The sequence below is a fragment of the Thermosipho sp. 1074 genome, assembly GCF_001999655.1.
Lineage (GTDB): Bacteria > Thermotogota > Thermotogae > Thermotogales > Fervidobacteriaceae > Thermosipho > Thermosipho affectus.
On record NZ_LBEX01000005.1, the window covers coordinates 1 to 23,833 of the forward strand.

Here is a 23,833-nt window from a genome sequence, read left to right on the forward strand (position 1 = left end):
GCATGTGTAAGGCACGCCGCCAGCGTTCACCCTGAGCCAGGATCAAACCCTCCATCTCTATCTCGGGCTCGTCCTTCTTATCCGCAGAGCTGCTATCTATTTTTCAATGACCTCCTCAACCTCGCGTCTTCTAATTTACCATACTTATCTTTTTCTGTCAACCCTTGCCTTTTGTTAAATTTTATTTAAGAAAAAAACAATGGCTTCGGAAACCCGAAGCCATTAGATTTTTATTCTCCGTATTCTTCGGCTAAATACTTATTAATTTGATCATCTGCCGTTTTTATTGCCGTTTCCATATCAACTTTTCCATTTACAAAATCAGAAAACATGTTTCCGACTACACTCCTTATTTCATACCATACACCTATTTGTGGATCAAATACTGCATTATCAATTTGAGTTAAAGGAATTTCAGCAAGTGGATCAGATTTTACATTTTCTTTCCATATATTTGTTTCAAGTGCACTCTTTCTTACTGGGATATACCCCGTATTTACTGACCAGAATGCTGTAACATCTGGAGATATAAGATATTTCATAAATTCCCATGCAGCTTTCTTTTGCTCTTCGGTTGCATTTGAAAACATAATAACATCGGTTCCCGCAAATGGTACATTTCTTGTTTTCCAAACAGGAACTGGTGCCCAACTCCAATTAAATTTTCCTTTAACCGAACTTTCAACATATTTTCTACCTGCAATTGTTCCAATATACATAACAACTTTTTGTTGACCAAATGGATCATTCATATATCCACCTTGATAATATGCAATTCCTTCATCAATTAATTTTTTTACAAATTTCAAAACATCCCTTGTTTCTGGACTATCAATATTTGAAACCCATTTTCCATCAACAAACTTCAAGATTGACCCGCCTCTCAAAGACAAAAGAATTTGGAACAAATCGGCAGTAGTTCTAAATCCAAAACCGTATTGATCAGGTTTCCCATCACCATCTACATCTTCTGTTAAAACCTTAGCTGCATAATATAATTCGTTAATAGACTTTGGAATATCTACACCATAAAGGGTTAAAAGATCAGCATTGTAATACAACATATACAAACTCTTGTTAAATGGAATTGCATAAACATCATTACCCCACATACAATTCTTTCTCAAAGGTTCATAAATATCTTCCCATTCCTCTTTAGTTAAACCTATTTCTGTATCCGAAAGAAAACCATTTAATTTTTGGACAACACCACTTTGAATAAGCTTTGCAGTCCAGTTGGAATACGCTTGTGAAATCGTAGGAAGTTCTCCTGCCTGAGCGCCAGCAAGCAATTTTTGGCTTAATGCACCATAATTTCCAACATATACAGCTTCAACCTCTATATCTGTATGAGAATCATTAAAAGATTTCACAATCTGTTCCAATGTTTTTCCGTGATTTCCACCCATAGCATGCCAGAACACAACTTTAGTTTTTGCAAATGACACCAAAACTAAAAGTGATAACAAAACTACCAAAAACTTTTTCATGTTACCCCTCCTTCTTATACGTTATTTGGCTTTATATATTATACCACATTGCGTACTATTTTTATATTAAAATAAAATTTACAAAACTTTATGTAAAAACATTAAAATCATATAAAGATATTAAAATCCATTTATCTTATTTTATCTTAGACAACACCATATTCTGGTATAATTAACAAAAGGAGGAATTTTATGGAAAAAATAATAGCCAGAGAATTAAATTTAGAAGAATGGAAAGTAAAAAATGCAATAAGTCTTCTAAAAGAAAACACAATACACTTTGTAGCTAGATATAGGAAAGATCAAACAGGTGGTTTGAACGAAATAACATTAAGAGAAATTGAAAAAAAGTACAAATATCTTGAAAAGGTAGAAAAACTAAAGAAAAAAATACTCAAAACTTTGGAAAAAGAAAGAAAACTCACAACTTCGTTAAGAAAAAAGATACAAAATTCATACAATTTAACAGAGCTTGAGGATATCTACCTTCCATACAAAAAAAGAAAAAAAACTAAGGCAGATATTGCAATAGAGAACGGTCTACTCCCGCTTGCAGAAAAAGCATGTAAAAACCAAAAAATAGATATAAAAACACACTATACATCTCTTTTTAATACGAAAGAAAAAATAATAGATGGAATAACGGACATATTGGCCCAAAAATTTGCACATAACGATATAATAAGAAAAAAGTTAGAGTTAATTTTACTTGAACATGGACACATAAAATGCCAAAAAAAGATAAAAGAAAAAACAAAATACGATACATACGACAAATTTGAAAGGAAAATCAAACATCTCAAAGAACATAATATACTATCTATTAATCGAGGGGAAAAAGAAGGTGTTTTACAGGTAAAACTGTATATTAACAAAAAACACCAAGAATACTTATACAGTCTAACCAAATGGGAGCAAAATAAAATAATACGAAAGGGTCTTGAAAAGGGATGGAAATTGTTATTTCCTTCAATTGAAAAAAGAGTAAGAAACACATTAACAAAAAAAGCAGAAGACAGGGCTATAAAGGTGTTCGCGGAAAATTTAAAACAACTCCTACTAACAAAACCACTAAGAAACAAAAGGCTCATTGCGATTGATCCAGGTAATAAAACAGGATGTAAAATTGCAATTCTCGACGAATTTGGTAACCTATTAGACTATGCTATTATATTTCCCACATCTCCTCACCTTGATTTTGAAAATTCAGAAAAGAAGGTTTTAGAATTTATAGAAAAATATCACCTTGATTTAGTAGTTATAGGAAATGGAACTGCCTCAAGAGAAGTCCAAAAATTCATAGTATCTCTTATAAAAAAACATAAATTAGATATTAAATACACTTTTTCAAATGAAGCAGGTGCATCGGTATATTCCACTTCAGATATAGCAATTGAAGAATTTCCAGACTTAGATCCAACCATAAGAAGTGCAGTTAGTATTGGAAGAAGAATCCAAGATCCTATGGCAGAACTCGTAAAAATAAATCCAAAGTCACTAGGTATAGGGCAATATCAACACGATGTTAATCAAAAAAAACTAGATGAAGAACTCAAAAATGTAGTTAGTGATGTGGTAAATTTAGTTGGAGTAGATTTAAACAGTGCTTCTTCAAAACTTTTAGAATATGTCTCTGGAATAACCCCTTCTATTGCAAAAAAAATAATAAAATACAGAGAAAAGATCGGAAAATTCACCGAAAGAAAACAACTACTTGAAATAGACGGACTTGGAAAAAAAACATACACGCAATGTGCTGGATTTCTTAGAATAAAAGATGGAAAAAATCCTTTAGAGGCAACCGGCATTCACCCTGAACATTACAATATAGCCGAAGAAATATTAAAAAATCAAAACATTAAAGAAATTTCTGAAAAATACAACATTGGAAATCTAACTTTAGATTACATATTAAATGAGATTAAAAATATGGGAAAAGATTTAAGAAATAGCTCACATGAAGTTATATTCTATGATAATATAATAACATTTGAAATGCTAAAAGTTGGAACAATTCTAAAGGGAAAAGTAACAAATATAACAGACTTTGGTGTTTTTTTAGATATCGGATTAAAAGAAAGTGGCTTTATCTATAAAAAACTTCTCAATAGAGAAATGAAAATAAATGATATAATAAAAGTAGAAGTAATTGAACTCGACAAAGAACTAAGACACATAAAGCTAAAACCTGTATGATATAATTTTTCTATGGAGGTGAAAGAATGGAACTTAAAGTTTTGACTTTTATCCTTGGTGATGAGGAATTTGCAATTGATATCATGAAAGTCGACAGAGTAAAAGAATACGAAAAAACAACTAAACTTCCAAATTCATTAGACTTTGTTGAAGGTATAATAAACCTCATGGGAGAAGTAATACCGATAATAAACCTCAGAAAAAAGTTTATATTACCGGACTTTCAAGACAAAGAAAAATCAAAGATCATAGTAATTAGATTTGAAAATGAAAAGAAAATGGGCTTCTTAGTTGATGATGTTAAAGAAGTAATAACTTTAACAGGCGAACAAATTGATCAAACTCCAGAATATAGTGGTCAATCATCAGAATTTCTATTGGGTGTAGCAAAACTCGAAAACAGGATGATACTAATACTAGATGTAGAAAAAGTATTAAAAAAAGAGGAAAAATTAGAAATTTCCTCCATGGTTAAGTAACATATAAAGACGGGGGATTAACCCTTATCTTTACCTTTGTAGGATATTTTGAAATTACTTCGTTTAAAATACGATTTGTTTTACCTACATCATGCGTTTTTACTATAAAATGATACAAGAAGTTATTTCTTATTTTTGGAATAAAAAATTCAGTAGGTCCAAGTATTTTCAGATTAAAATTTTCAAGTTCAAGTACAAGTTTTTTTGCATTTTTTAGACCAAGCTCCTTATTATTAGAATAAACAATAACCTGAATAATATCTACAAAGGGGGGATATTCTAGATCCTTCCTTTGTTTTAATTCGTATTCATAATAACCTTCTACATCTTGTCTTAATGCATATTCTATGACAAAACTATCTCTTTCATAAGTTTGTATCAAAGCTTTCCCTTTTTCCTTTCTTCCAGCTCTTCCTATTACTTGAACTAATAATCTAAAAAGATTTAAAGAAGAATTGTAATCTGGGATATTCCTCATTGCATCTACATCAATAACCCCAATTAAACTCACGGTAGGAACATCTAATCCCTTTGTAATCATCTTTGTTCCAATTAAAATATCAATTTCTCCTTCGTATAATTTTTTCAACACCTTTTGAAATTTTTGGTAATTTTTTACCACTTCCGTATCAACTCTTACTATATTTCTACCCGGGAAAACTTTTTGTAATTCTCCTTCCAATCTTTCAGTTCCCATTCCTTTTTCGTAAAAAAGGACAGAACCACAAATTTGGCAAGAAATTTCAGGAACACTTTCAAATCCACATATATGACACTTCAATTTTCTTTCAGATTTATGGTAAGTTAATGCCACATCACAATTTGGACACTTTAATACATTTCCACAATTTTGACACATAATTAAAGAATATCCTTTTCTTCTAACAAAAAACATAACACTTTTTCCATTTTCCAGTTCTCTCTTAACATTTTTCAAAATACTCTTTGAAACATATGGTATAACTTTTTCTTCTTCTTTCATATCAACAACTTCAACCTTCGGAAGTACCGTCCCGTACCTCTCCTTTAACGTACAAAGTTTCATATCATTCCTTGTAGCCTTCACGTAGTGTTCCAATCTAGGGGTAGCAGAACCAAAGATTACAAGTCCTGGAAATTTTTCTACAAGGTAAATCAAGTCATAAACAACTTCTCCGTCTTGATAATAGCTATCATCGTGTTCTTCGTCAACAATTATCAAATCTTTATTAAATGGTATAAAGAACGCACTCCTTGTTCCTACAAGTATATCGATCTTCCCAGTTACTGCTCTCATCCATAACTCTATCTTTTGACTCTTTGTAAGATAACTATGAAATATCCCCACCTTTTTCCCAGAAAGTCTTGATTTTATCCTATTTACCGTCTGTTCTATCAATGAAACTTCTGGAACAAGATATAATGTCTTTGAATTGCTTTTTTTAATTACAGAAAGATAAACTTCTGTTTTCCCACTACCTGTTACACCATATAACAATACCTTTAATTTATTTTTCTTTAATATATCTTCAACAATTTTTTTTTGACTTTCGCTTAAATCTATATCTTCAAAATCCTTCGGAAATTCCTCATTTAATCTCAACAATCCCTTTCTTTCAAGCTGTAATAAGACATCCTTATTTATATCCAAAAACTCCCTAAGTTCTGAATAAGTGGTGTAATTGTTCACAAGAAGATAATCTATAACTTTTTTTTGCTTTTTGGTAAGTTTCTTTTCAAAAATTTCCGAAGGTAAAGCATTTAAAAATACATATAACTCTTTCCTTGGCCTTGGAAACTTATACTGAAAATCCTTTTCTATGTAAATTACTCCGTTCATTAAAAATTCCTTTAATTTTTTTTCTCCAAACCTTTCAATAAATTCTCCAACTGCCATTCCATTAAAGTCATAAAGTGGGTTATTAGAAAACACTTTTTCAACAAAATAATTTTCTATCCCCTTTGGAAAGGAAAGATCAAACAATCTACCAATTGGTGTATTAAAAAAATTAGAAGCCTCATTCAAAGCTTCAACAAACCACCCTTCTAAAAAACTCCTACCATCTACCTTTCCTATTACTTCACCTTCAACCTTTCCAGGATTTTCTTTTAAAACATAACCTATCTCTTTTCTTCCCCTAAACTTTAAGAAAATCCTTTCGCCAGTTTCCAATTTAAAATCAGAGTTTACAAAGAAAGTCCTTTTAAAACTTGAGTTTGAAATTGCAACTTCGTATATCATATAATCACCTCATTAGAATTGTACCATATTATAAAACTTGACTTATAGTTAATGATATTGGATAATATAAAGGGTAAAAAATAAAATAGGAGGTGATAAAATGCCACTGTACAGATACGTTTGTAAAAAATGCGGAAACGAAAAAGTTGAATTGCACTCATTTAAAGAACAACTGAATCTCGAATGCGAAATATGCGGTTCACAAATGGAAAAGGCAATAGGAAGAGTTGGTATAGTCTTTAAAGGTAGTGGATTCTATATAACAGATAGCAAAAAAAGTACTTCTTCAAATAATTCTAGTTCAAATGATTCTAAATAAAATTAATGCCCCCTTACGGGGGCCAATTATAATCCTACTTTAATTATAAATTAAAGAGGTTTAACATTTGCTGCTTGAGGACCTTTTTGACCATCTTGAACTTCAAATTCCACTTCTTGTCCTTCTTTTAATGTTTTGAATCCATCTGTTTGAATAGCACTCCAGTGAACAAAAATGTCTTCTCCGTCCTCCTTGGTAATAAATCCATAACCTTTTTTTGCATCAAACCACTTTACTGTACCTTTCATAAAAAAACGCCTCCTCGTAAATCTTTTTACAATCCCCGCCTCTCGGGGTTGATTAAAGTATACACCCATAATTATTTTTTGTCAACTGTTTTTGAGCTATTTCAAAAATAAAAAGAAAACACTCAAACTTAATCGAAAATTTCACAACTATATTCTGCCACAACTTCCTTGAAATTCTACTTTCAAGGGGAGACCTAGGTATTTTTAAAAGAACTGTTTACTCTTTTATTTAGAGAGACATTAGAAATGGGAACGTTATACTTTGAGAAAATTCCATATCTTAGAGCTTTCCATCTTCAATGAACTTCAAGAAAATATATAAAATGTTATTGTAGACAGTATACGATGTTTTATCCGGAATAAACCCAATAAAAAATCCATTTTGGAAACATTAAAACTATTTTTGCCTACAGAAAAAATGTAGTTTTTAACCTTTTTTACGATTAACTTTTAAAACAACAGTAATTTCGCCTCTTACTCCTTCTGAGAATCTTTCTAAAGCTCTTTGCACTGTGCCTTTAAAATATTCTTGATGAACCTTTGTGAGTTCCCTTGCCACAAAGATCTCCACATTTCCTAAAATATCATACACATCGTTTAACGTTTTCATCAATCTTTCTGGACTTTCAAAAAAAATATATACATCTGACATATCATTTTCTTTTATTTTTCTTAAAATCCTTCTTCTTTTTTTATCTCTAGGCATAAATCCCAGAAAAACAAACCTATTCCCATAAAAGCCACTTGCAGCAATAGCAGTTAGCACGGAACTTACTCCAGGTATTACATCCCATTCAATATTATTTTCCACACATAAATTAACCAGTTCAGTTCCTGGATCAGCAATTACCGGCATACCCGCATCCGAAAGATAAGCTATATTTTTACCATCTTTCAACATTGATAAAATTTTATCTATCTTTTTTAACGATGAATGTTCGTTATATGAATCTACAGGTTTCTTTATTGAATAAAAATTTAAGAGCTTCAATGCTCTTCTTGTATCTTCTGCAAAAATATAATCTACCTCTTTTAAAATTCTAAGTGCCCTTAAAGTTATATCTTCTAAATTTCCTATTGGCGTTCCAATTATATACAACAAAACTTTTTTCTCTCCCTCTCTGCAGATTTCAAAATTTTATCTACATCTTGAAACTTTATCAATCCAAATTTTTCATCAAATTTTTCATACAATAACTCTCTCAATCTGTTAATTTCAATGTTTTTAGATTGGTCAATTCCATATTGAACTATTTTTTGATTTGTATTTTTAAAACATCTATCAACGTTATCTATAGTCTTTAAAACAATAGAACCATGCTGCAAAACAAATGATCTAGTTCTCATTTGCGCACTTCCCACTACTTTTTTGTTATCCAAAACAATTTCATACCAAGATGGTGCATCAAAGCACACATTGGTGTTTCCGCGAATCCCTCGAGATACTAACCTTACAGGCACATCTAATTTATTTAAAACATCTACAATTAATTGCGAAATTGCTTTATAAAGACTTATGATGGACAATCTATACAGCTCATGTCCATTTGGAATAACAATACTATATGTCAATTCATATTTGTGCAATACCGCTCTACCACCCGTAGGTCTTCTTACACACTTTATATTATTTTCCCTCAAAAAATCAAAATCTACATCTTCAACACTTTGATTTTTACCTAATGAAAGTGTTGGTTCTTTCCAAGTATATAGTCTAAAAAATGGAGCATTGGATTTCCCCAAAACATAATCAACTGCCATATTCAAATCTCCCGAAAGCTTCCACGTTTCAATGTAATACATTTATATCCTCCTAAATGCATCTAACACACTCTCAGCAATAGCTGTGTATTTATCAACTTTTAATTCTGCAGCCCCTATAATACTTTCCTCATATGAATTGTATTCTTTTGAAAGGTGCGTGATTATAAATTGTTTTCCCGCAATTGTTGCTTCAATAGAATCATCCACTGAAATTGCAAAGTTATGAATATTTTCAAGCGCATTTAAAACGGCATTTCCAATAATTATTGGAATATTCTTGCGCGTTTTCGGGCCAGCAAATTCCCCTATAAAAACCTCCTGGCCATGTGTTATTTCTACCTTTACACTTAATGTTCGTTCTTTTTCCTGGACATTTATATCTGTCAATCTATAAGGAATGATCTTTGAGGATTCCATGCCTAAATTTAACTGAGCAATACTAACCACTTTTCTATCAATCTTCAAACCTAAACTCGCAAATAAAACGGTTTCGATATCCCTTACAAGTTGTTTGGGGCTTTTCTCATCATCTGCGACAACATGTATCTCTACAACTTGATCATTTTCAATGACAACTTTTGCAGCCTCAACCCCAGGAATCTTTGAAAGAACATTTTCAACACTTTCAACTTTTAACATACTATCCCCCCAAATCCTTTACAAAACCTCTAAACTTTTCAAAATCATCCACAAAACTTTCCACATATCTCCATTTTTCTTTCAAATCTTCCAAATCTACTTTAAACATTCCAATAACTTTGTCTTTCATATCAGAAATAGGAAAATATTTACCAGGCTGAAATTTATACTTATTTCTTAAAAATGAAAAAAATTCTGCGTATAAATTTTTATGTTCTCCTTCTCCAATACCTACAAAATAAACCCCATCATCTGTTAAAAAAGTCTTTAAAAAATAGTAATTCTTCCCGTTTAAAGCTAAAAGCTCATCATATGTCTTATCATCCACCTTTTTGGAAAAATTAAGCCAACTTTTTCCAGAAACCTCTTCTGAAAACAATTCCTTTGAAATTAGAGACTTTTCACCACCAAGTGCTAAAAAATGCGTCATTATTGGGAATTTTAAAATTCCAGCAGTCATAAATGGAATTTTTCTTGTTGAAAAACTATTTATATATAAATTTTCAAAATCTTCATTAAAATATTCCATTTTATAAAGTGATGGTGTTCTTAAAAACGGATTACTAAGTGAAACTCCAAAAAAGAACTTACCATCTGGATTATAACCAGCATTTAAAAAAAAGATACCATTAGATCCCACTGTAACAAGTATTAGATGTTTATGAAAAACATCTAGTACATCTTCAAACTTATACAAAAAATCCATCAACACATTCTTATCTTTTTCGAGTAAACTAAATACTTCGTTCATTAAAGGTCTCAACTTTTCAGGACCAAAATATACCATTTTTAGCGTCTCCTAGTTATAAAATATTCAATGCTTCTATTCCATGTTTTTTCTTCCTCATCCGTAAAATAACAAGCGGGTAACTCTCCACGTTCCCTATGATATGCTATACACTCACAACATTTACCTTTTTTAGGACATCCAGGATAACTACAATTACACTTTTCTAAGTTTTTTTCAAAATTTCCACAGTACATCATAAATCCCCCTTTATTTCCACTACCTCATTGTTTTCATCCATTATTAAAACTTTTGGACCTTTATATTCTCCATCAGAATACACACCAAAAGCCATAATAATTACCCTGTCACCTTCTTCTACTAACCTCGCAGCAGCACCGTTTATCACTATTTTTTTACTTCCTCGTTCTTCAGGGATTGTATAAGTAACAAAGCGCTGGCCGTTGTTCACATCCGCTACCAAAACCAATTCATATGGTTTAATATTGGACTTTTCCAAAAGTTCTATATCTATACCTATACTCCCCATATAATTGATACTTTTATCCGTCACACGTGCCATATGTATCTTTGATTTTAACAAAAATTCCTGCATTTTACTCCTCCTCATCTTTTAAAGGTAATTCAAAAATAAATGCATTTCCATTTTCATCAGGTTCAACCCATATTTTTCCATCATGTTCATCTTCTATAATTTTTTTACATATTGGCAAACCCAATCCCGTTCCATGTACTTTTGTTGTAAAAAATGGAATAAATAACTTTTCCAAGATATCCCTGGGAATTGGAGTACCTTGATTCCAAACCTTAATCTTTACAGTGTTTAAAAATTTCTTTACTTCAATTGATATTTTACCACCATATGGTGTTTCATCAATAGCATTTTGAATTAAATTTATCAAAACTTGTTTTAATCTCTGTTTATCCGCATACACTTCAACATTTTCATCGGCTTTGAATTCAAAAAGTATATTTTTATCTTTTATTTTATCCTCTAGTAAAATATAAACTTCGGATATTAATTCATTTAAATTAAAGAGGACAAATTCTGTTATCCTCCTATCTCTACTAAATTCCAAAATTTCACTCACAATTCCCTCTAATCTAACAATTTCATCTGATATTATTTTTATGTATTTTCTCCTTTTATTTTCATCATCTATATACTTTTCAAGTCTTTTTATAAACCCACCTAAAACAGATATGGGATTTCTAAGTTCGTGAACCACTCTCGCAGCCATTTCACCAAGTACAGCTAATTTTTCCTGTTTTTTTCTCTCTTTTTCCAAAATTACCCTTTCTGTTACATCCTCAAAAGTAACTATTATACCCTTTATTAAAATCCTTTCTGCATCCCAAAGTGGAGAAATAGAAACATCAAAGTATTTTTCCTGTCCCATTACGGGTATTAGGTAATTTGAAAGTTTTATCTCTTCCTTCATCTTTAAAACTTCAAAGGCCATGCTTTCTATATCCTCAAATTCAGATCCTAAATCTGCTAACCTTTTTTCTATCATCTGTTCCTTATTTCTACCAAAATAATACTCTGCGCGCGAATTCCACTCGCTTATATTCCCATTCTTCGAGATTACAATAACTGCTGCTGATAAATTTTGTAAAATGAGCTCTGAAAACTCTTTTAAAAATTCCACTAAATTCTTTTGCTTTTCCAAATTAATAGTCTTATCCTTTAATTCTTTATAATTCAACGAATTTTCAATGGCAAGTCCTGCACTATCCGATATTAATCTTAAAATTTCCACATCTACATTCGAAATTTTATGCTTTGAATACTTATTATCCAATATTACAACACCTATTGTGTCATTCTTTCCAATCAAAGGTACTATTACAAATTCATCGGTATCCAATAAAGGAACAAGATAGTCTAGTTCTTCCACTAAAACCTTTTTATTCACATGTACTATTTTTCTCCTTAAAACAGCTCTTTCTAAAAATTTACTAGATCTATATGGAAAAATCTTATTTCTTATTTTCTGAGTTAACTCGTTGTTCAGATCAAGTCCCAACGATTCTTCTCTCAAATATTGAACAATATCTGCATACTTCATCGCTCTTTGATTTGCTTTTTTCCAAATAGTGTCAACTTCCTTTTCATTAGCAGGACCTATCCACGCCTTCCCTATCAACGCATTTTTTTCATTATCTTTTAACAAAAGAAGTGCTCTGTTAAATCCCAGTGTTCTTCCCGATGTCAATCCAATTAAGAAAATTTTTAAAACATTATTTGGGTCATTACTACTTCTCATCGCCTGGCTCAAATAATGGACTATACTCATCTTCCTTAGTTGTTCTTTCTGGCCCTCTATCAATTTTTCATGCTCTTTTTTTAATACGTTTAATTTTTCCACTTCAGATTTTAAATTTTCATAGAATACAAGTCTGGAAATAGCCAAGTTAAACCTCTTTACAGCAGAAATTACTAAATCCAAATCAAAATCTTCATAACTTTTATCTGGAATATAACCTTCTCCATGTCTTTTATTAATAAAAACAAGCCATTGTTTTTCATCCACTGGTACACTTATCAAAGATTTTACAACTAAATCAGAATTTATAAAATTAACACTAGGTTTTATCAAAATCTGTGGTTGTTTTTTAAAAACAAAAAAGGAAAAATCAGAAAAACCCGGTATTATCTTCCCAACAAAGTCTTTTGGCTGAGAATATTCCACAAAAAAATCTTCCCCTTTTTTTCCAACCAATACAATAAGATCACTCGGCAAATACTCGGAAAGTTTTTCAACAAAATTTCTCTTTAACTCAAATAAATCTTGACTCTTCTCAAAAATGTCCGTCAGTTGTAGAATATTCTCCAATTTTTCCTTTCTCTTTTCAATCAAAAACAAATCACATACAAGCCCAAAAATATTTGAAAATTCATCAAAAAAATCATTCTTTTCAAATTTTTCATTTGAAATTATCGCACCTATTTTCTTGTCACCAAAATACAAAGGAATAACATCTTTATCATTTGCAGGCACCTTTTTTCCAACATCTTTTCCCGCAATTATTCTATAAATATTCTTTCTCTCTTCGTATAAAGAAAGTCCTAATTCTTTTATATTAAGTTTTTCTCTCAATAAATTAGCGAGCCTCTCTAAATTTTCATTTGGATAACCAATTTCAAACAAATCTTTCACTGCATTATAAATTAAAGAAAATTCAATCATAAAATCACCTCAAGTATATTCTACCACAAAAAAAGCACCCATATGGGTGCTTTTTTTATTCCTGAAATTCATATAAAATAAATTTTCCATTTTTCAAACGCAGTAACATATTAATTTCATTAGTTTCCATATTTCTAAAAACAAAAAATTCGTGATTCATTACTTCCATTTGTGCAATTGCTTCTTCTAAACTAGTTATCATCAAATTAACTCTCTTTACATTTGAAATCTTCTCATCCTTTTCTCCCTCTGGCATCTCATCCTTGAAAATTTCACCTAGTCCTTTATTATTTGCCTTATGCGTAGGCCTTACATAATCTTTTTCTCTTTTAATCTTCTTTTCAAAAGAATCTGTTAAAATATCAATTAAATTATAAATATCCATGGATTTTTCCGAAACAATAATGTCTTTTCCCAAATAATGCACCATTATTTTTCCTACATACTCTGAAGAATCTTTCTCAAATTTAATATCTAGATGTACATTATCCTCAATAACCCTATCTACCTTCTCTAACCTCTTTTCTAAGTAATTTTTAATTGCATCGGTAATTTCTACACCTTTTGTTGAAACACGAAAATCCATAAAATCACCTCCTACTGGTTTTCCTGAATTTTTCTAAGTCTAAAGTTTACATGTGGTGCAAATTCTAAAAGATAAAAAGACAACGTTAAAATCAAAAAGAGAGTTTTCAACAAAACATTACTTTCATTTATCTTTTTATCTACTATCAATATCAATGATACCACAAGTGATGCTGAAATAATAAACAGCAAAGGAAAAAAATATGACAAAAAACTAAACGTAATAGAAAATATTATGTAGAAATAAAAAATTATTTTATTATTTTCGGATATATCTGGAATTTTAAGACACCATTTCCATAAAACTATGATATAACCAAGTAGTCCAATAAAAAATATGGTATTCGACACAAATATATTTTTTAGAACAAAACTAAAAAATAAATTTGATGAAAAACCTATTGAAAAAAGAATAGAAGAAAATACCACCAAATCATCGCTTGGCAACTGATTTGAAAATAACTTCTCTAAATTTTTTTCCATAAATTGGAGGTATACCTCCTGTCCCCCCCTTCAAATTAAAACTGACCTATAACAATCCCAAATACCTCGGGACCTGTATGTACTCCCACTGCTGCACTAATCTGGGCAATATCCTTTATATTAAAATGCTCAATTAGTCTATCTAAATATTTTTTGTATTTTTGGCTTCCATATCCGGCTAATATATATGGTTTTTTTATCCCCTGTTTTTTTATAAAATCCTCACCAAGTTCAATTATCTTGTCAACTACACCCGAAAATTTCCTATCTTTTGCAACCAATTCTACCGTTCCATCACTATCCACACTCAAAATGGGTTTTATTTTTAATATTCTACCCAACAGTGCTTTTGCTTTACCTATTCTTCCTCCCTTTTCTAAGTATTTTAAAGACATTACCCCAAAAAGAAGTTTCGTATTCTTTCTTAACTCATCAACAAGCTCCTGGGTAATCTTTACCCCTTTTTCCAAATAATGAACAATTCCTCTATATAGCACATACAATTCAACACTAGCACTTTTTAAATCCAAAACAGTTACTCTATCCTTATACGGGGCACTAATTGCTTTAAACATGTTGTATGTTCCACTTAATTTACTAGATATAGAAAGCATATATACATGTTCATAACTTTCCAATAATTTTTTTAGCAAATCTTCCGTTTCCTTGGGATTTGGCAATGAAGTAGAAAAAGTTTCTGCCTTATCTAGCATGCCGTAAAAATCATCAACGGTTAAATTTTCCTTATCAATATACTCTCTACCATCAATATACACTCTTAAAGGTGCATAAAAAATAGGATATTTCAATTCTACATCGGGTTTATCAAAAGATGAATCAACAATAAATGCAACCATTTCCTATCCCCCCAAATACTCATGAGGATTTATTTCATCCTTAACATCCTCTGTTATTATTATAACATTTTCACCATCACAATGTAAAAAACCATCATCAACTATATACTCAAATTTTTCATCGTTTTTTTTTGCAATTACTTTATCTACTTTTAACTTTGCTATAATCGGAGCCCTATCCTTTAAAATTCCCATTTCTCCCACTTCTGTTCTTACGGTAACAATATCTACTTCTTTATCAAAATACAAACCATTTGGATAATATATCTTTAGGCGCAAATTCTTCACCTCCAAAAAATGCGTGAGCAAAATTGCTCACGCTTTTTGTAATTTTTTGGCCTTTTCAACTGCCTCATCTATAGTACCAACCATGTAAAATGCCATTTCTGGTAAGTCATCATGCTTTCCATCTAATATTTCTTTAAATCCTCTTATTGTCTCACTAACTGGCACATATTTTCCAGGAATATTACTGAATTTCTCAGCAACGTGCACAGGTTGACTCAAGAATCTTTCTATCTTTCTGGCCCTTTGAACTATTAGTTTATCCTCTTCCGATAGTTCTTCCATACCAAGAATTGCAATGATATCTTGCAAATCTTTGTATCTTTGCAATACTTCTTGGACACCTCTTGCCACTTCATAGTGTTCCTGACCCACTACATTAGGATCCAACATCTTTGAAGTAGAATCTAATGGATCCACAGCAGGATAAAGCCCTAAAGCTGCTCTTCTTCTTGACAAAACTACAGTAGCATCAAGGTGAGTAAATGTTGTAGCAGGAGCAGGATCGGTAATATCATCAGCGGGAACGTAAATTGCCTGCACCGAAGTAATTGATCCCTTCTTTGTGGAGGTAATCCTTTCTTGAAGTTCTCCCATATCCGTCGCAAGGGTGGGTTGATATCCCACTGCAGATGGCATCCTTCCAAGAAGTGCTGATACTTCACTACCAGCCTGAACAAACCTAAAAATATTGTCTATAAATAACAAAACGTCCCTTCCTTCAACATCTCTAAAGTACTCTGCAATAGTCAACGCAGACAGAGCCACCCTAAACCTTGCCCCAGGGGGTTCATTCATTTGTCCAAAAACCAACACGGTATTGTCAAGCACTTCCGCTTCTTCCATGTCCAGGTATAATTCGTTACCTTCTCTTGTTCTTTCACCAACACCGGCAAACATGGAAAAACCATGGTGCTCAATTGCTATATTCCTTATCAATTCCATAACCAAAACAGTTTTTCCAACACCTGCACCACCAAAAAATCCTATTTTTCCACCCTTTGGAAACGGAGCAAGAAGGTCTATAACCTTTATACCTGTTTCCAATATCTCAACCGATGTGGATTGTTCAGTAATGGATGGTGGAGTTCTGTGTATCGGCCAATATTCTACATTTTCAACTTTTTCCAATCCATCAATTGGCTCACCTATAACGTTAAACATTCTTCCCAAAGCACCTTTTCCCACAGGAACTTTTATAGGTTCACCTGTATTTATAACTTCAAGACCTCTCATTAATCCATCTGTAGTGTCAAGTGCAACTGTTCTTACAGCGTTATCACCTATGAGCTGTTCAACCTCTAAAATAAGCTTTTTACCAGTTTGAGGATTTACAACCTCTAAAGCATCATATATATCTGGAAGTTCCTCCTCATCAAATTGAACATCCACTACAGGACCTATTACTCTTAAAATCTTTCCTTTAGATTTCTTTGACACTTTATCACGCTCCTTTAAGATTATTCCTCTTGCAATGCTTGAGCGCCAGAAACTATTTCTATAAGCTCCTGGGTAATCGATGCTTGCCTTTCTTTGTTGTATTCAAGTGTTAATTCTCTGATCACCTCTTCTGCATTTTCGGTTGCATTTCTCATTGCATTTTGTCTTGCATATAACTCACTTACTTTCGTTTCAAAAGCATACGAATATATACTAGTCGCTACCATGAATTCCACTGCTTTCTTTGTTAACATTTCTATATCTGGCTCAAATTCATACCTTGAAGATTTTACACCTTCAAAAGTTATTGGTGTTAATTTAACAATTTCTGGTTTTTGGATCAACCTATTTTTAAACTTTCCATATGCAACATAGATAATTCCAACTCCATCGTTTAGTAAATCATTAGTCAAAGTTTTAGAAAAATCAAAATTAGGAATATCGTATGCACGTTCGTATATTCTTCTTGTTTTTGGATGTTTTCTAAAAAACGGAATACTTTTATTACCTATAGCGTAAACATACTCTATCTGTTCTTTCTCAATAAAATTCAAAGATGCTCTTCCTATTTCAGTGGGAAATGCCCCGCACAACCCCATATCTGTTGATATAACGATTAACGCCTTTTTCCCATTCCCCGTTAAGAATGGATGTTCGCCTATAAGCTCTATATTCTTTATCATTCTAACGGTTTCATCCAAAAACTCCCTTACACCCTGTAAACTTTTTTCTATTTTTTTTACCCTTGCAGTAGCCACCATTTCCATGGCTTTTGTAATTTTTTTCAAAGACTCCGTTGCTTGGACCCTTTTCTTTATTAAAAGTAATTTACCCCTACTCATTTAAATCACTTCCCGTACACTTTCACAAATTCATCTTTGAATTCTTCTATGGCATTTTTCAACTCTTTTTCCGTTTCTTCATTTAAATCTTTTGTTTCTTTTATTTTGTTAAGCAATTCTTTTTTGTTCTCCCTTAAAAATTGTAAAAGTCTCTTTTCGAATTCTTTAACTTTTTCAACTTCCAAATCGTCTAAATATCCATTTATACCTGCGTATAACACAACAACTTGATCTTCCACCTCAAGTGGTGCGTATTGCTCTTGCTTCATTAACTCCATTAACCTTTGACCTCTTGTAATCTGTGCCTGCGTTGCAGGATCAAGTTCCGTTGCAAATTGTGCAAATGTTTCTAATTCTTGATATTGTGCAAGATCAAGTTTTAGAGATCCTGCTACTTTTTTCATAGCTTTGACTTGTGCGGCTCCACCAACACGAGATACTGAAAGACCTATGTTTACCGCAGGTCTCTGTCCTGCATAAAACAGAGATGGTTCTAGATAAATTTGTCCATCGGTAATTGAAATGACATTTGTTGGAATATAAGCAGAAATATCATTTGCTTGTGTTTCTATAATTGGAAGTGCAGTTAGTGATCCACCACCATATTTATCATCAAGCCTTGCGGCTCTTTCAAGTAATCTAGAATGCAAATAAAAAACATCACCAGGATACGCTTCACGTCCAGGTGGCCTTCTTAGCAAAAGTGAAAGCTGTCTATACGCAACTGCATGTTTTGATAAATCATCGTATATCACAAGTGCATCTTTTCCATTGTACATGAAATATTCTCCCATTGCACATCCTGAATAAGGAGCAATATACTGCAAAGATGCATTATCAGCAGCACTTGCAACAACTACAGTAGTATACTCCATAGCACCTTCTTCTTTTAGCTTATCTACTAAACGTGCAACCGCCGATGCTTTTTGTCCAATCGCCACGTAAATACAATAAACACCTTTTCCCTTTTGATTGATAATTGTATCGATGGCTATAGCAGTCTTACCAGTTTGTCTGTCTCCTATTATTAATTCCCTTTGCCCCCTACCAATTGGTATAAGGGCATCAATTAATTTAATACCAGTTTGTAGAGGAGTATCAACTGGCTTTCTATATATAACACCTGGCGCTTTCACTTCAACATCTCTATATTCCGTTGTATTGATTGGGCCAAGACCGTCAACTGGCACACCCAAAGGATTTACAACCCTTCCCAACAATTCTTCACCAACTGGAACCTGCATGATCTTTTTTAATCTTTTTACCGTGTGTCCTTCCTTGATGTCTTTGTAATCACCTAATATAATTATCCCTACATTATCCTCTTCTAAATTAAAAGCAACACCAATTGTACCCGTTTCTACAAATTCTACCATTTCATTTGCCATAACGTTATTTAATCCATATGCACGGGCAATACCGTCACCTACTTGTATAACCTTTCCAACATCATCTAAATTTATCTCCTCTTTAAAACCCTCTATCTTTGATTCCAATACTTTTACAATTTCTCCGGGATTTATTCTCAAAATGTCACCCCTTTCTCAAGGAAAAAACTTCCCTTGCAATCTTATTGAGTCTTCCACTAACCGAGACATCAATCATTTTTCCCGCAAATTCAATTACCGCACCTGCTATAAGTGTTTTATCCACTTTTTCTTCAATAACTGGTGTTCTATCTACATACCTTTTAACAAACTCTTCGATAGCCTTTTTCTCCTCATCAGAAAGTTTATCAGCACTCTTTACATCCACTAATATCTTATTTTCAATATCTACAGACGCGTACTTGTAATAAACTACCATTTGCGGAATAAATTTTTGCCTCTTATTTTCAAAAATTAGAGAAACAAAATTTAGAAAAATATCATCACTGTATTTATCCAACGCTTCCTTAATAACACTCACTTTTTTCCAAACCTTCACCGTTGGATTATCAAAAAAACTTCTATAATTCTCATAAACAATATCCAAAACCTTTAAAAACTGGCCATATTCTTCCAATTTATTTAATTTTTTTCCAATTTTCAACAATGCACTAACATATTTTGAAGCAATAGTAGAATACCTCATTTTTCCTTCTCCTTTAACATTTTAATAAGGTATTCTCGTTTTGCCTTCTCATCCAATGTCCCTTTTAAGATCTTCATAGCAAGAACCACTGCTACTTCACCAACTTTTTGCTCGACTTCTTTTAACATTTCTTCCTTTTCCCTTTTTATTTCTTCTCTTGCAGCAGTAATTATTTTTTCTCCTTCAATTTCTGCTTTTTTCTTTGCATCTTGTACTATTTTTTCTGCTTCTTCTTTGGCTTTGTTTATTATAGAATCTGCATTTTCTCTCAATTTTCTCAATTCTTCTTGTGATTGTAATTTTAATTCCTCTGCTTCTTTTCTCAATTGCTCAGCTTTTTTTATTTCTCCTTCAATCTTTTCCTTTCTTTCATCCATAACTTGAAAATACTTATCGTATAAAAATACTTTTAAAACGTACAAAAGCAACAAAAAGCTCATCAGTTGAATTACTGATGTCAAATTGATTTCAAACATATCCATAAATATCGCCTCACATTATAAGGTAAGAAGTATAAGAAATGCAATTAAAAGTGAGTAAATTCCTGTAGATTCTGCAACTGCGTCTGCAATCAACATACGTGTAGTAATTGTTCCAACCATCTCAGGTTGTCTTGCCATTGCATCCATTGCATGAGCACCTATGTTACCTTCACCTATACCAGGTCCAATAGCACCGATACCCATTGCCAATCCTGCACCAATTGCTTTTCCCATTATAACTAATGCATCTGCCAAGCTCTTTTCCATAACTACCAACCTCCTTATGATATTTTTTCTGAAATATATGCCACCGCAAGCATTGAGAATACCAAAGCTTGAACTAAACCAACAAAAATTCCAAAATACGCCCAATAGAAAACTGGCATAAATAGATATTTAACTAGATATGTCAAAATAAATGTTAAAATAGCTCCTCCACCAATATTTCCAAACAACCTCAAAGAGTGTGAAATAGGTTTTGCAAGTTCTCCTATTATATTCATAGGCAACATTATAGGCATAGGCTCAAGCCATGATTTTAACCAACCACCAAAACCTTTTGCTTTAATCGCAAAAGCATGGCTTATCACAAAAACCATTAACGCATATGTTAAATTTGTATTTAAATCCGCAGTGGGTGAAAACCACGTATCTTGGAAAAGGGTAAACTTAACGTGCCCATCAACTACGTTTACATTAAGTCCTGGCATTGCACCACCGATTATATTCGAGATTGATATATACAAAAATAATGTCGTGGCAATTGCAAATGTGGGCCTAACAAACTTTGGATCATCTATAACACTTTCTACAACCTCATACATAAAATCCATTATGGACTCTGCAAATGATTGTCTTCTGTCTGGAATAACTTTAAAATTCTTCCCCACACGTACTGCAAAAACTATCAATCCAATTATTATAGTCCAACTCATAATAATAGTAAGTGGATTTATCCTAGTATACCACGCTTTTTCATCTGAAAGCTGTATAATCCATCTATTGGCAAGTCCTCTTGTAACTTCAGCTGTATCTTTTGGAACAAAATATAATGCATTTATTATCCCCAAAACAGTATAAATTATCAAAAAAACTACTAGAAACCAACTAATCTTTTTTTTCACTATTTTCACCTCCAATCAGAAAACCCACTATATAAGCTCCTATTTTAACATTTATAAGTCCTAAAAAAACACCTAACAAAGCTAATACTTTCTCTTTAAACAATACACCAACTAGTAGAAAAAGACTTGCAGAAAACAAATATCTTATGTAATAACCCTTTTTAGACCTTTTCTTTAAACCCAAGTTAATTATATCGTAATAAAGAGAAAATACGTATAAAACAGCACCAATTGTACCTAAAACGTAACTAAAAATAAAACTTCGTTCATAATTTGTCAAAATCGTTCCCAGTATCGTACCAATAATTCCCAAAATTATTATAACATTTACATAACTTTTAATCACCTTTTTCACGTCTGTCTACCTTCTCAACCTCTTTTAGCATCTGCCTTATGGCATTGTACAATCCCGAAATCGCGCCAAAAAAGAGAAATATGATAGTAAATAATTTTTCCGTATTAAAAATCTTATCCAAAAAATTTCCAATAAAATATGAAATTATTACATTTCCAAGGATAGTTGCACCAAATATAGTTACCAAATTCAACTTATTTAGTTCTTTAACTATATTGTTTTTCTTCATACTACAAAGATATCTCTTGGAAGACTTGACAAAACTTCACAACCATTATCTGTTAACAATATATCGTCTTCTATCCTAATTCCAAATTTTTTTGGAAGGTATATACCAGGTTCTACTGTAACAATTGAATTTTTTGGAAGAGGTTCTTTATTTGTAAAACTTAATCTAGGTTCTTCATGAACTTCCAAACCAATACCATGTCCCAAAGAATGTCCAAAGTATTCGCCATATCCTTTCTCAGTTATATAATTCCTTGCTGCTTTGTCAATTTCCGCACCAGTTAACCCTGCACGTGCTATTTCGATGGCCTCTTGTTGTGCTTTCATAACTATGCTGTGTACATTTTTTACCTCATCACTTGGTTCTCCTATACAAAATACACGCGTTAAATCACTTGCATACCCATTAAAATACGCTCCCCAATCCACTACCACTGGTTCTCCAATCTCAATTTCTTTATCACTTGCTATACCATGCGGGAGTGCTCCTCTCCAACCAGACGCTACTATAGTCTCAAATGAAAACTTATCTCCGCCTAATAATTTCATTTGATATTCCAAATATGCTGCAACTTCTTTTTCTGTAATCTTCGGTCTTACTATTTCTAATGTCTTTTTAAAAGCCTCTTCTGCAATATATACAGCTTTTCTAATATCTTCAATCTCACTCTCTGTTTTTACAGCCCTTAATTTTAACAACTCAATTGAAACGTCTACAAATTCAACATCTAAATGTCCTGCTAAATACTCAAAATGTTTCGTCAAAGTCCTATCTTTTTCTATTCCCACCCTATTTACATTCATCTTCTTCAAATACTCAACTATAATATCCAAAAAACGCTTATCTGCCTTGTATTTTACAAGTTCAAACTCCGATTCCATTTTTGCCTGTTCCCAATATCTAGAATCAGTAATTATTATCCTTCTATCTTTTGAATAAATTACACCAGAAAAACTTCCAGTAAAACCAGAAATAAACCTTGTAGTAGGTTTATTTGAGCCTTCAATGTTTAAAACTACAAGTACATCTAATTTCTTAGATAACAGTATATCATTTAAATCCATAATTTACCCCCTTTCAAATTCTTGGCGTGCCTGGCGGGATTTGAACCCGCAACCTCTGGATCCGGAGTCCAGGGCTCTCTCCAATTGAGCTACAGGCACTAAACCAATATAATTTTACCACCATTTTTTAAAAATTTATCCACAACATCTTTGAATTTTTCATTTACAATAACCAAATTATACTTTTTTTCAATTGTATCTTCATTCCTGTAAACAAAATTTTTTTCTTTCATATGCAAAAACGCAATGGAAAAATTCCTAGTTAGAGCATCTCCTTTTCTACCCTTAACAGGAGTAACTTCATAGTAAAGTACATCTTCAACATCTTCACAATCAAATTCAACATCTAAAAATTTTTCAAGTACAAATTTCTGGGAAAGTATGGGGTTTTTAATATAGTCCATAAAGATCTGTCTGGCACTAAATGCATCGTCATCTTTTGCATTAAAAGATAAAGCCATCTTGGTGGTTAATCTTTCATCTATTAAAAATACATCTATGCCTTTTCTTTTTAATTTGTAAGCAAATTTTAAAACTTTAAAACTTTGCTTAGAATAATTTCCACTCATGGAAAGCGGTATACCTAAAACTACTTTTTGAAACTTTTCCAACAACTTATTCAATTGCGTGGTATTTACTGTTCCACTTTTTGATATAAAATCACTTCCAATAGCATATCCTGTTTTTTTATCTCCATAATCTAGTGCTAAAATCAT

At 32.0% G+C, this 23,833-nt stretch carries 28 protein-coding genes and 1 tRNA gene; 3 read left to right on the forward strand and 26 right to left on the reverse strand.

Features of this window, described 5'->3' with window-relative positions; translation table 11 throughout:
- Nucleotides 1-230: 230 nt before the first annotated feature.
- The gene (locus XO08_RS02470; protein ID WP_075665480.1) at nucleotides 231-1,490 is read right to left on the reverse strand and encodes an ABC transporter substrate-binding protein; all 1,260 of its coding nucleotides are present in this window, start codon (nucleotides 1,488-1,490) and stop codon (nucleotides 231-233) included.
- 192 nt (nucleotides 1,491-1,682) lie between these two features.
- On the opposite strand from XO08_RS02470, the gene XO08_RS02475 reads away from it, so the two are divergent.
- Nucleotides 1,683-3,686: a Tex-like N-terminal domain-containing protein gene (locus tag XO08_RS02475; RefSeq protein ID WP_075665481.1), complete on the forward strand. Its 2,004-nt coding sequence runs from the start codon at nucleotides 1,683-1,685 to the stop codon at nucleotides 3,684-3,686.
- Between the two features lie 26 nt (nucleotides 3,687-3,712).
- Nucleotides 3,713-4,165 (forward strand): chemotaxis protein CheW, encoded by a 453-nt coding sequence (locus tag XO08_RS02480; protein ID WP_075665482.1) that lies wholly within the window; start codon nucleotides 3,713-3,715, stop codon nucleotides 4,163-4,165.
- On the opposite strand, the gene priA is transcribed toward XO08_RS02480, so the two are convergent.
- A complete protein-coding gene (gene priA / locus XO08_RS02485) occupies nucleotides 4,158-6,386 on the reverse strand; it encodes a primosomal protein N' (RefSeq protein WP_075665483.1) in 2,229 nt (742 codons plus the stop codon). The two genes, XO08_RS02480 and priA, sit on opposite strands and share 8 nt — an antisense overlap.
- Nucleotides 6,387-6,486: 100 nt before the next feature.
- On the opposite strand from priA, the gene XO08_RS02490 reads away from it, so the two are divergent.
- Nucleotides 6,487-6,705: an FmdB family zinc ribbon protein gene (locus XO08_RS02490; protein WP_075665484.1), complete on the forward strand. Its 219-nt coding sequence runs from the start codon at nucleotides 6,487-6,489 to the stop codon at nucleotides 6,703-6,705.
- A 50-nt stretch (nucleotides 6,706-6,755) separates the two neighbouring features.
- Here the strand turns inward: XO08_RS02490 and XO08_RS02495 are convergent, their stop codons facing one another.
- The 24 genes from XO08_RS02495 to XO08_RS02610 form a co-directional block, all read right to left on the reverse strand.
- Nucleotides 6,756-6,953, reverse strand: coding sequence for a cold shock domain-containing protein (locus XO08_RS02495; RefSeq protein WP_075665485.1), 198 nt, complete (start codon nucleotides 6,951-6,953; stop codon nucleotides 6,756-6,758).
- A gap of 427 nt (nucleotides 6,954-7,380) precedes the next feature.
- Nucleotides 7,381-8,055 (reverse strand): 16S rRNA (cytidine(1402)-2'-O)-methyltransferase, encoded by a 675-nt coding sequence (rsmI, locus tag XO08_RS02500; protein WP_075665486.1) that lies wholly within the window; start codon nucleotides 8,053-8,055, stop codon nucleotides 7,381-7,383.
- On the reverse strand, nucleotides 8,043-8,756 hold the full coding sequence (locus tag XO08_RS02505; RefSeq protein WP_075665487.1) for a lipoate--protein ligase family protein: 714 nt from the start codon (nucleotides 8,754-8,756) through the stop codon (nucleotides 8,043-8,045). Before XO08_RS02505 ends, rsmI begins: the two co-directional genes overlap by 13 nt.
- Nucleotides 8,757-9,356 carry a heavy-metal-associated domain-containing protein gene (locus tag XO08_RS02510; RefSeq protein ID WP_075665488.1) on the reverse strand — a complete coding sequence of 200 codons (600 nt, stop codon included), beginning with the start codon at nucleotides 9,354-9,356 and terminating at the stop codon, nucleotides 8,757-8,759.
- A 1-nt stretch (nucleotide 9,357) separates the two neighbouring features.
- Entirely contained in the window at nucleotides 9,358-10,143 is a 786-nt protein-coding gene (locus XO08_RS02515; protein WP_075665489.1) for a DUF4895 domain-containing protein, read from the reverse strand.
- 2 nt (nucleotides 10,144-10,145) lie between these two features.
- On the reverse strand, nucleotides 10,146-10,343 hold the full coding sequence (locus XO08_RS02520) for a DUF6485 family protein (RefSeq protein ID WP_075665490.1): 198 nt from the start codon (nucleotides 10,341-10,343) through the stop codon (nucleotides 10,146-10,148).
- Nucleotides 10,340-10,699 (reverse strand): aspartate 1-decarboxylase, encoded by a 360-nt coding sequence (gene panD, locus XO08_RS02525; protein WP_075665491.1) that lies wholly within the window; start codon nucleotides 10,697-10,699, stop codon nucleotides 10,340-10,342. Before panD ends, XO08_RS02520 begins: the two co-directional genes overlap by 4 nt.
- A gap of 1 nt (nucleotide 10,700) precedes the next feature.
- Nucleotides 10,701-13,298 carry a GAF domain-containing sensor histidine kinase gene (locus XO08_RS02530; protein WP_075665492.1) on the reverse strand — a complete coding sequence of 866 codons (2,598 nt, stop codon included), beginning with the start codon at nucleotides 13,296-13,298 and terminating at the stop codon, nucleotides 10,701-10,703.
- Between the two features lie 55 nt (nucleotides 13,299-13,353).
- Nucleotides 13,354-13,884: a ribosome hibernation-promoting factor, HPF/YfiA family gene (gene hpf / locus XO08_RS02535; protein WP_075665493.1), complete on the reverse strand. Its 531-nt coding sequence runs from the start codon at nucleotides 13,882-13,884 to the stop codon at nucleotides 13,354-13,356.
- An 11-nt stretch (nucleotides 13,885-13,895) separates the two neighbouring features.
- Nucleotides 13,896-14,366, reverse strand: coding sequence for a hypothetical protein (locus tag XO08_RS02540; RefSeq protein ID WP_075665494.1), 471 nt, complete (start codon nucleotides 14,364-14,366; stop codon nucleotides 13,896-13,898).
- 35 nt (nucleotides 14,367-14,401) lie between these two features.
- Nucleotides 14,402-15,223, reverse strand: a complete 822-nt coding sequence (locus XO08_RS02545; RefSeq protein WP_075665495.1) for a DegV family protein — start codon at nucleotides 15,221-15,223, stop codon at nucleotides 14,402-14,404.
- Between the two features lie 3 nt (nucleotides 15,224-15,226).
- Nucleotides 15,227-15,502 carry a F0F1 ATP synthase subunit epsilon gene (locus tag XO08_RS02550; RefSeq protein WP_075665496.1) on the reverse strand — a complete coding sequence of 92 codons (276 nt, stop codon included), beginning with the start codon at nucleotides 15,500-15,502 and terminating at the stop codon, nucleotides 15,227-15,229.
- A gap of 36 nt (nucleotides 15,503-15,538) precedes the next feature.
- The gene (gene atpD / locus XO08_RS02555; protein WP_075665497.1) at nucleotides 15,539-16,948 is read right to left on the reverse strand and encodes a F0F1 ATP synthase subunit beta; all 1,410 of its coding nucleotides are present in this window, start codon (nucleotides 16,946-16,948) and stop codon (nucleotides 15,539-15,541) included.
- Nucleotides 16,949-16,968: 20 nt separating this feature from the next.
- Nucleotides 16,969-17,790, reverse strand: coding sequence for an ATP synthase F1 subunit gamma (atpG, locus tag XO08_RS02560; RefSeq protein WP_075665498.1), 822 nt, complete (start codon nucleotides 17,788-17,790; stop codon nucleotides 16,969-16,971).
- 5 nt (nucleotides 17,791-17,795) lie between these two features.
- Nucleotides 17,796-19,319: a F0F1 ATP synthase subunit alpha gene (atpA, locus tag XO08_RS02565; RefSeq protein WP_075665499.1), complete on the reverse strand. Its 1,524-nt coding sequence runs from the start codon at nucleotides 19,317-19,319 to the stop codon at nucleotides 17,796-17,798.
- Nucleotides 19,320-19,323: 4 nt separating this feature from the next.
- Complete coding sequence (locus XO08_RS02570) at nucleotides 19,324-19,863, reverse strand: F0F1 ATP synthase subunit delta (protein ID WP_075665500.1); 540 nt, start codon at nucleotides 19,861-19,863, stop codon at nucleotides 19,324-19,326.
- Entirely contained in the window at nucleotides 19,860-20,345 is a 486-nt protein-coding gene (gene atpF / locus XO08_RS02575; protein ID WP_075665501.1) for a F0F1 ATP synthase subunit B, read from the reverse strand. The genes XO08_RS02570 and atpF overlap by 4 nt, the downstream gene beginning before the upstream one ends.
- Nucleotides 20,346-20,360: 15 nt before the next feature.
- Nucleotides 20,361-20,612: a F0F1 ATP synthase subunit C gene (locus XO08_RS02580; protein WP_075665502.1), complete on the reverse strand. Its 252-nt coding sequence runs from the start codon at nucleotides 20,610-20,612 to the stop codon at nucleotides 20,361-20,363.
- A 14-nt stretch (nucleotides 20,613-20,626) separates the two neighbouring features.
- A complete protein-coding gene (gene atpB, locus XO08_RS02585) occupies nucleotides 20,627-21,469 on the reverse strand; it encodes a F0F1 ATP synthase subunit A (protein WP_077287176.1) in 843 nt (280 codons plus the stop codon).
- Nucleotides 21,453-21,824: an ATPase gene (locus XO08_RS02590; RefSeq protein ID WP_075665504.1), complete on the reverse strand. Its 372-nt coding sequence runs from the start codon at nucleotides 21,822-21,824 to the stop codon at nucleotides 21,453-21,455. The genes atpB and XO08_RS02590 overlap by 17 nt, the downstream gene beginning before the upstream one ends.
- Nucleotides 21,808-22,053, reverse strand: a complete 246-nt coding sequence (locus XO08_RS02595; protein WP_075665505.1) for an AtpZ/AtpI family protein — start codon at nucleotides 22,051-22,053, stop codon at nucleotides 21,808-21,810. Before XO08_RS02595 ends, XO08_RS02590 begins: the two co-directional genes overlap by 17 nt.
- Nucleotides 22,050-23,117, reverse strand: coding sequence for an aminopeptidase P family protein (locus tag XO08_RS02600; protein ID WP_077197964.1), 1,068 nt, complete (start codon nucleotides 23,115-23,117; stop codon nucleotides 22,050-22,052). The genes XO08_RS02595 and XO08_RS02600 overlap by 4 nt, the downstream gene beginning before the upstream one ends.
- 22 nt (nucleotides 23,118-23,139) lie before the next feature.
- Nucleotides 23,140-23,216, reverse strand: a tRNA-Arg gene (locus XO08_RS02605).
- Nucleotides 23,216-23,833: a RuvX/YqgF family protein gene (locus XO08_RS02610; RefSeq protein WP_075665507.1), complete on the reverse strand. Its 618-nt coding sequence runs from the start codon at nucleotides 23,831-23,833 to the stop codon at nucleotides 23,216-23,218. Before XO08_RS02610 ends, XO08_RS02605 begins: the two co-directional genes overlap by 1 nt.

Bases quoted from the DNA above. Each gene is read 5' to 3' on its own strand.
- XO08_RS02530 (WP_075665492.1), bottom strand. From the start codon at position 13,298: ATGATTGAATTTTCTTTAATTTATAATGCAGTGAAAGATTTGTTTGAA.
- XO08_RS02475 (WP_075665481.1), top strand. From the start codon at position 1,683: ATGGAAAAAATAATAGCCAGAGAATTAAATTTAGAAGAATGGAAAGTA.
- XO08_RS02470 (WP_075665480.1), bottom strand. From the start codon at position 1,490: ATGAAAAAGTTTTTGGTAGTTTTGTTATCACTTTTAGTTTTGGTGTCA.
- XO08_RS02490 (WP_075665484.1), top strand. From the start codon at position 6,487: ATGCCACTGTACAGATACGTTTGTAAAAAATGCGGAAACGAAAAAGTT.
- XO08_RS02495 (WP_075665485.1), bottom strand. From the start codon at position 6,953: ATGAAAGGTACAGTAAAGTGGTTTGATGCAAAAAAAGGTTATGGATTT.
- XO08_RS02610 (WP_075665507.1), bottom strand. From the start codon at position 23,833: ATGATTTTAGCACTAGATTATGGAGATAAAAAAACAGGATATGCTATT.
- XO08_RS02580 (WP_075665502.1), bottom strand. From the start codon at position 20,612: ATGGAAAAGAGCTTGGCAGATGCATTAGTTATAATGGGAAAAGCAATT.
- hpf (WP_075665493.1), bottom strand. From the start codon at position 13,884: ATGGATTTTCGTGTTTCAACAAAAGGTGTAGAAATTACCGATGCAATT.
- atpF (WP_075665501.1), bottom strand. From the start codon at position 20,345: ATGGATATGTTTGAAATCAATTTGACATCAGTAATTCAACTGATGAGC.
- XO08_RS02595 (WP_075665505.1), bottom strand. From the start codon at position 22,053: ATGAAGAAAAACAATATAGTTAAAGAACTAAATAAGTTGAATTTGGTA.
- XO08_RS02505 (WP_075665487.1), bottom strand. From the start codon at position 8,756: ATGTATTACATTGAAACGTGGAAGCTTTCGGGAGATTTGAATATGGCA.
- XO08_RS02600 (WP_077197964.1), bottom strand. From the start codon at position 23,117: ATGGATTTAAATGATATACTGTTATCTAAGAAATTAGATGTACTTGTA.
- atpG (WP_075665498.1), bottom strand. From the start codon at position 17,790: ATGAGTAGGGGTAAATTACTTTTAATAAAGAAAAGGGTCCAAGCAACG.
- priA (WP_075665483.1), bottom strand. From the start codon at position 6,386: ATGATATACGAAGTTGCAATTTCAAACTCAAGTTTTAAAAGGACTTTC.
- XO08_RS02510 (WP_075665488.1), bottom strand. From the start codon at position 9,356: ATGTTAAAAGTTGAAAGTGTTGAAAATGTTCTTTCAAAGATTCCTGGG.
- XO08_RS02545 (WP_075665495.1), bottom strand. From the start codon at position 15,223: ATGGTTGCATTTATTGTTGATTCATCTTTTGATAAACCCGATGTAGAA.
- XO08_RS02540 (WP_075665494.1), bottom strand. From the start codon at position 14,366: ATGGAAAAAAATTTAGAGAAGTTATTTTCAAATCAGTTGCCAAGCGAT.
- panD (WP_075665491.1), bottom strand. From the start codon at position 10,699: ATGCAGGAATTTTTGTTAAAATCAAAGATACATATGGCACGTGTGACG.
- XO08_RS02515 (WP_075665489.1), bottom strand. From the start codon at position 10,143: ATGGTATATTTTGGTCCTGAAAAGTTGAGACCTTTAATGAACGAAGTA.
- XO08_RS02520 (WP_075665490.1), bottom strand. From the start codon at position 10,343: ATGATGTACTGTGGAAATTTTGAAAAAAACTTAGAAAAGTGTAATTGT.
- XO08_RS02480 (WP_075665482.1), top strand. From the start codon at position 3,713: ATGGAACTTAAAGTTTTGACTTTTATCCTTGGTGATGAGGAATTTGCA.
- XO08_RS02570 (WP_075665500.1), bottom strand. From the start codon at position 19,863: ATGAGGTATTCTACTATTGCTTCAAAATATGTTAGTGCATTGTTGAAA.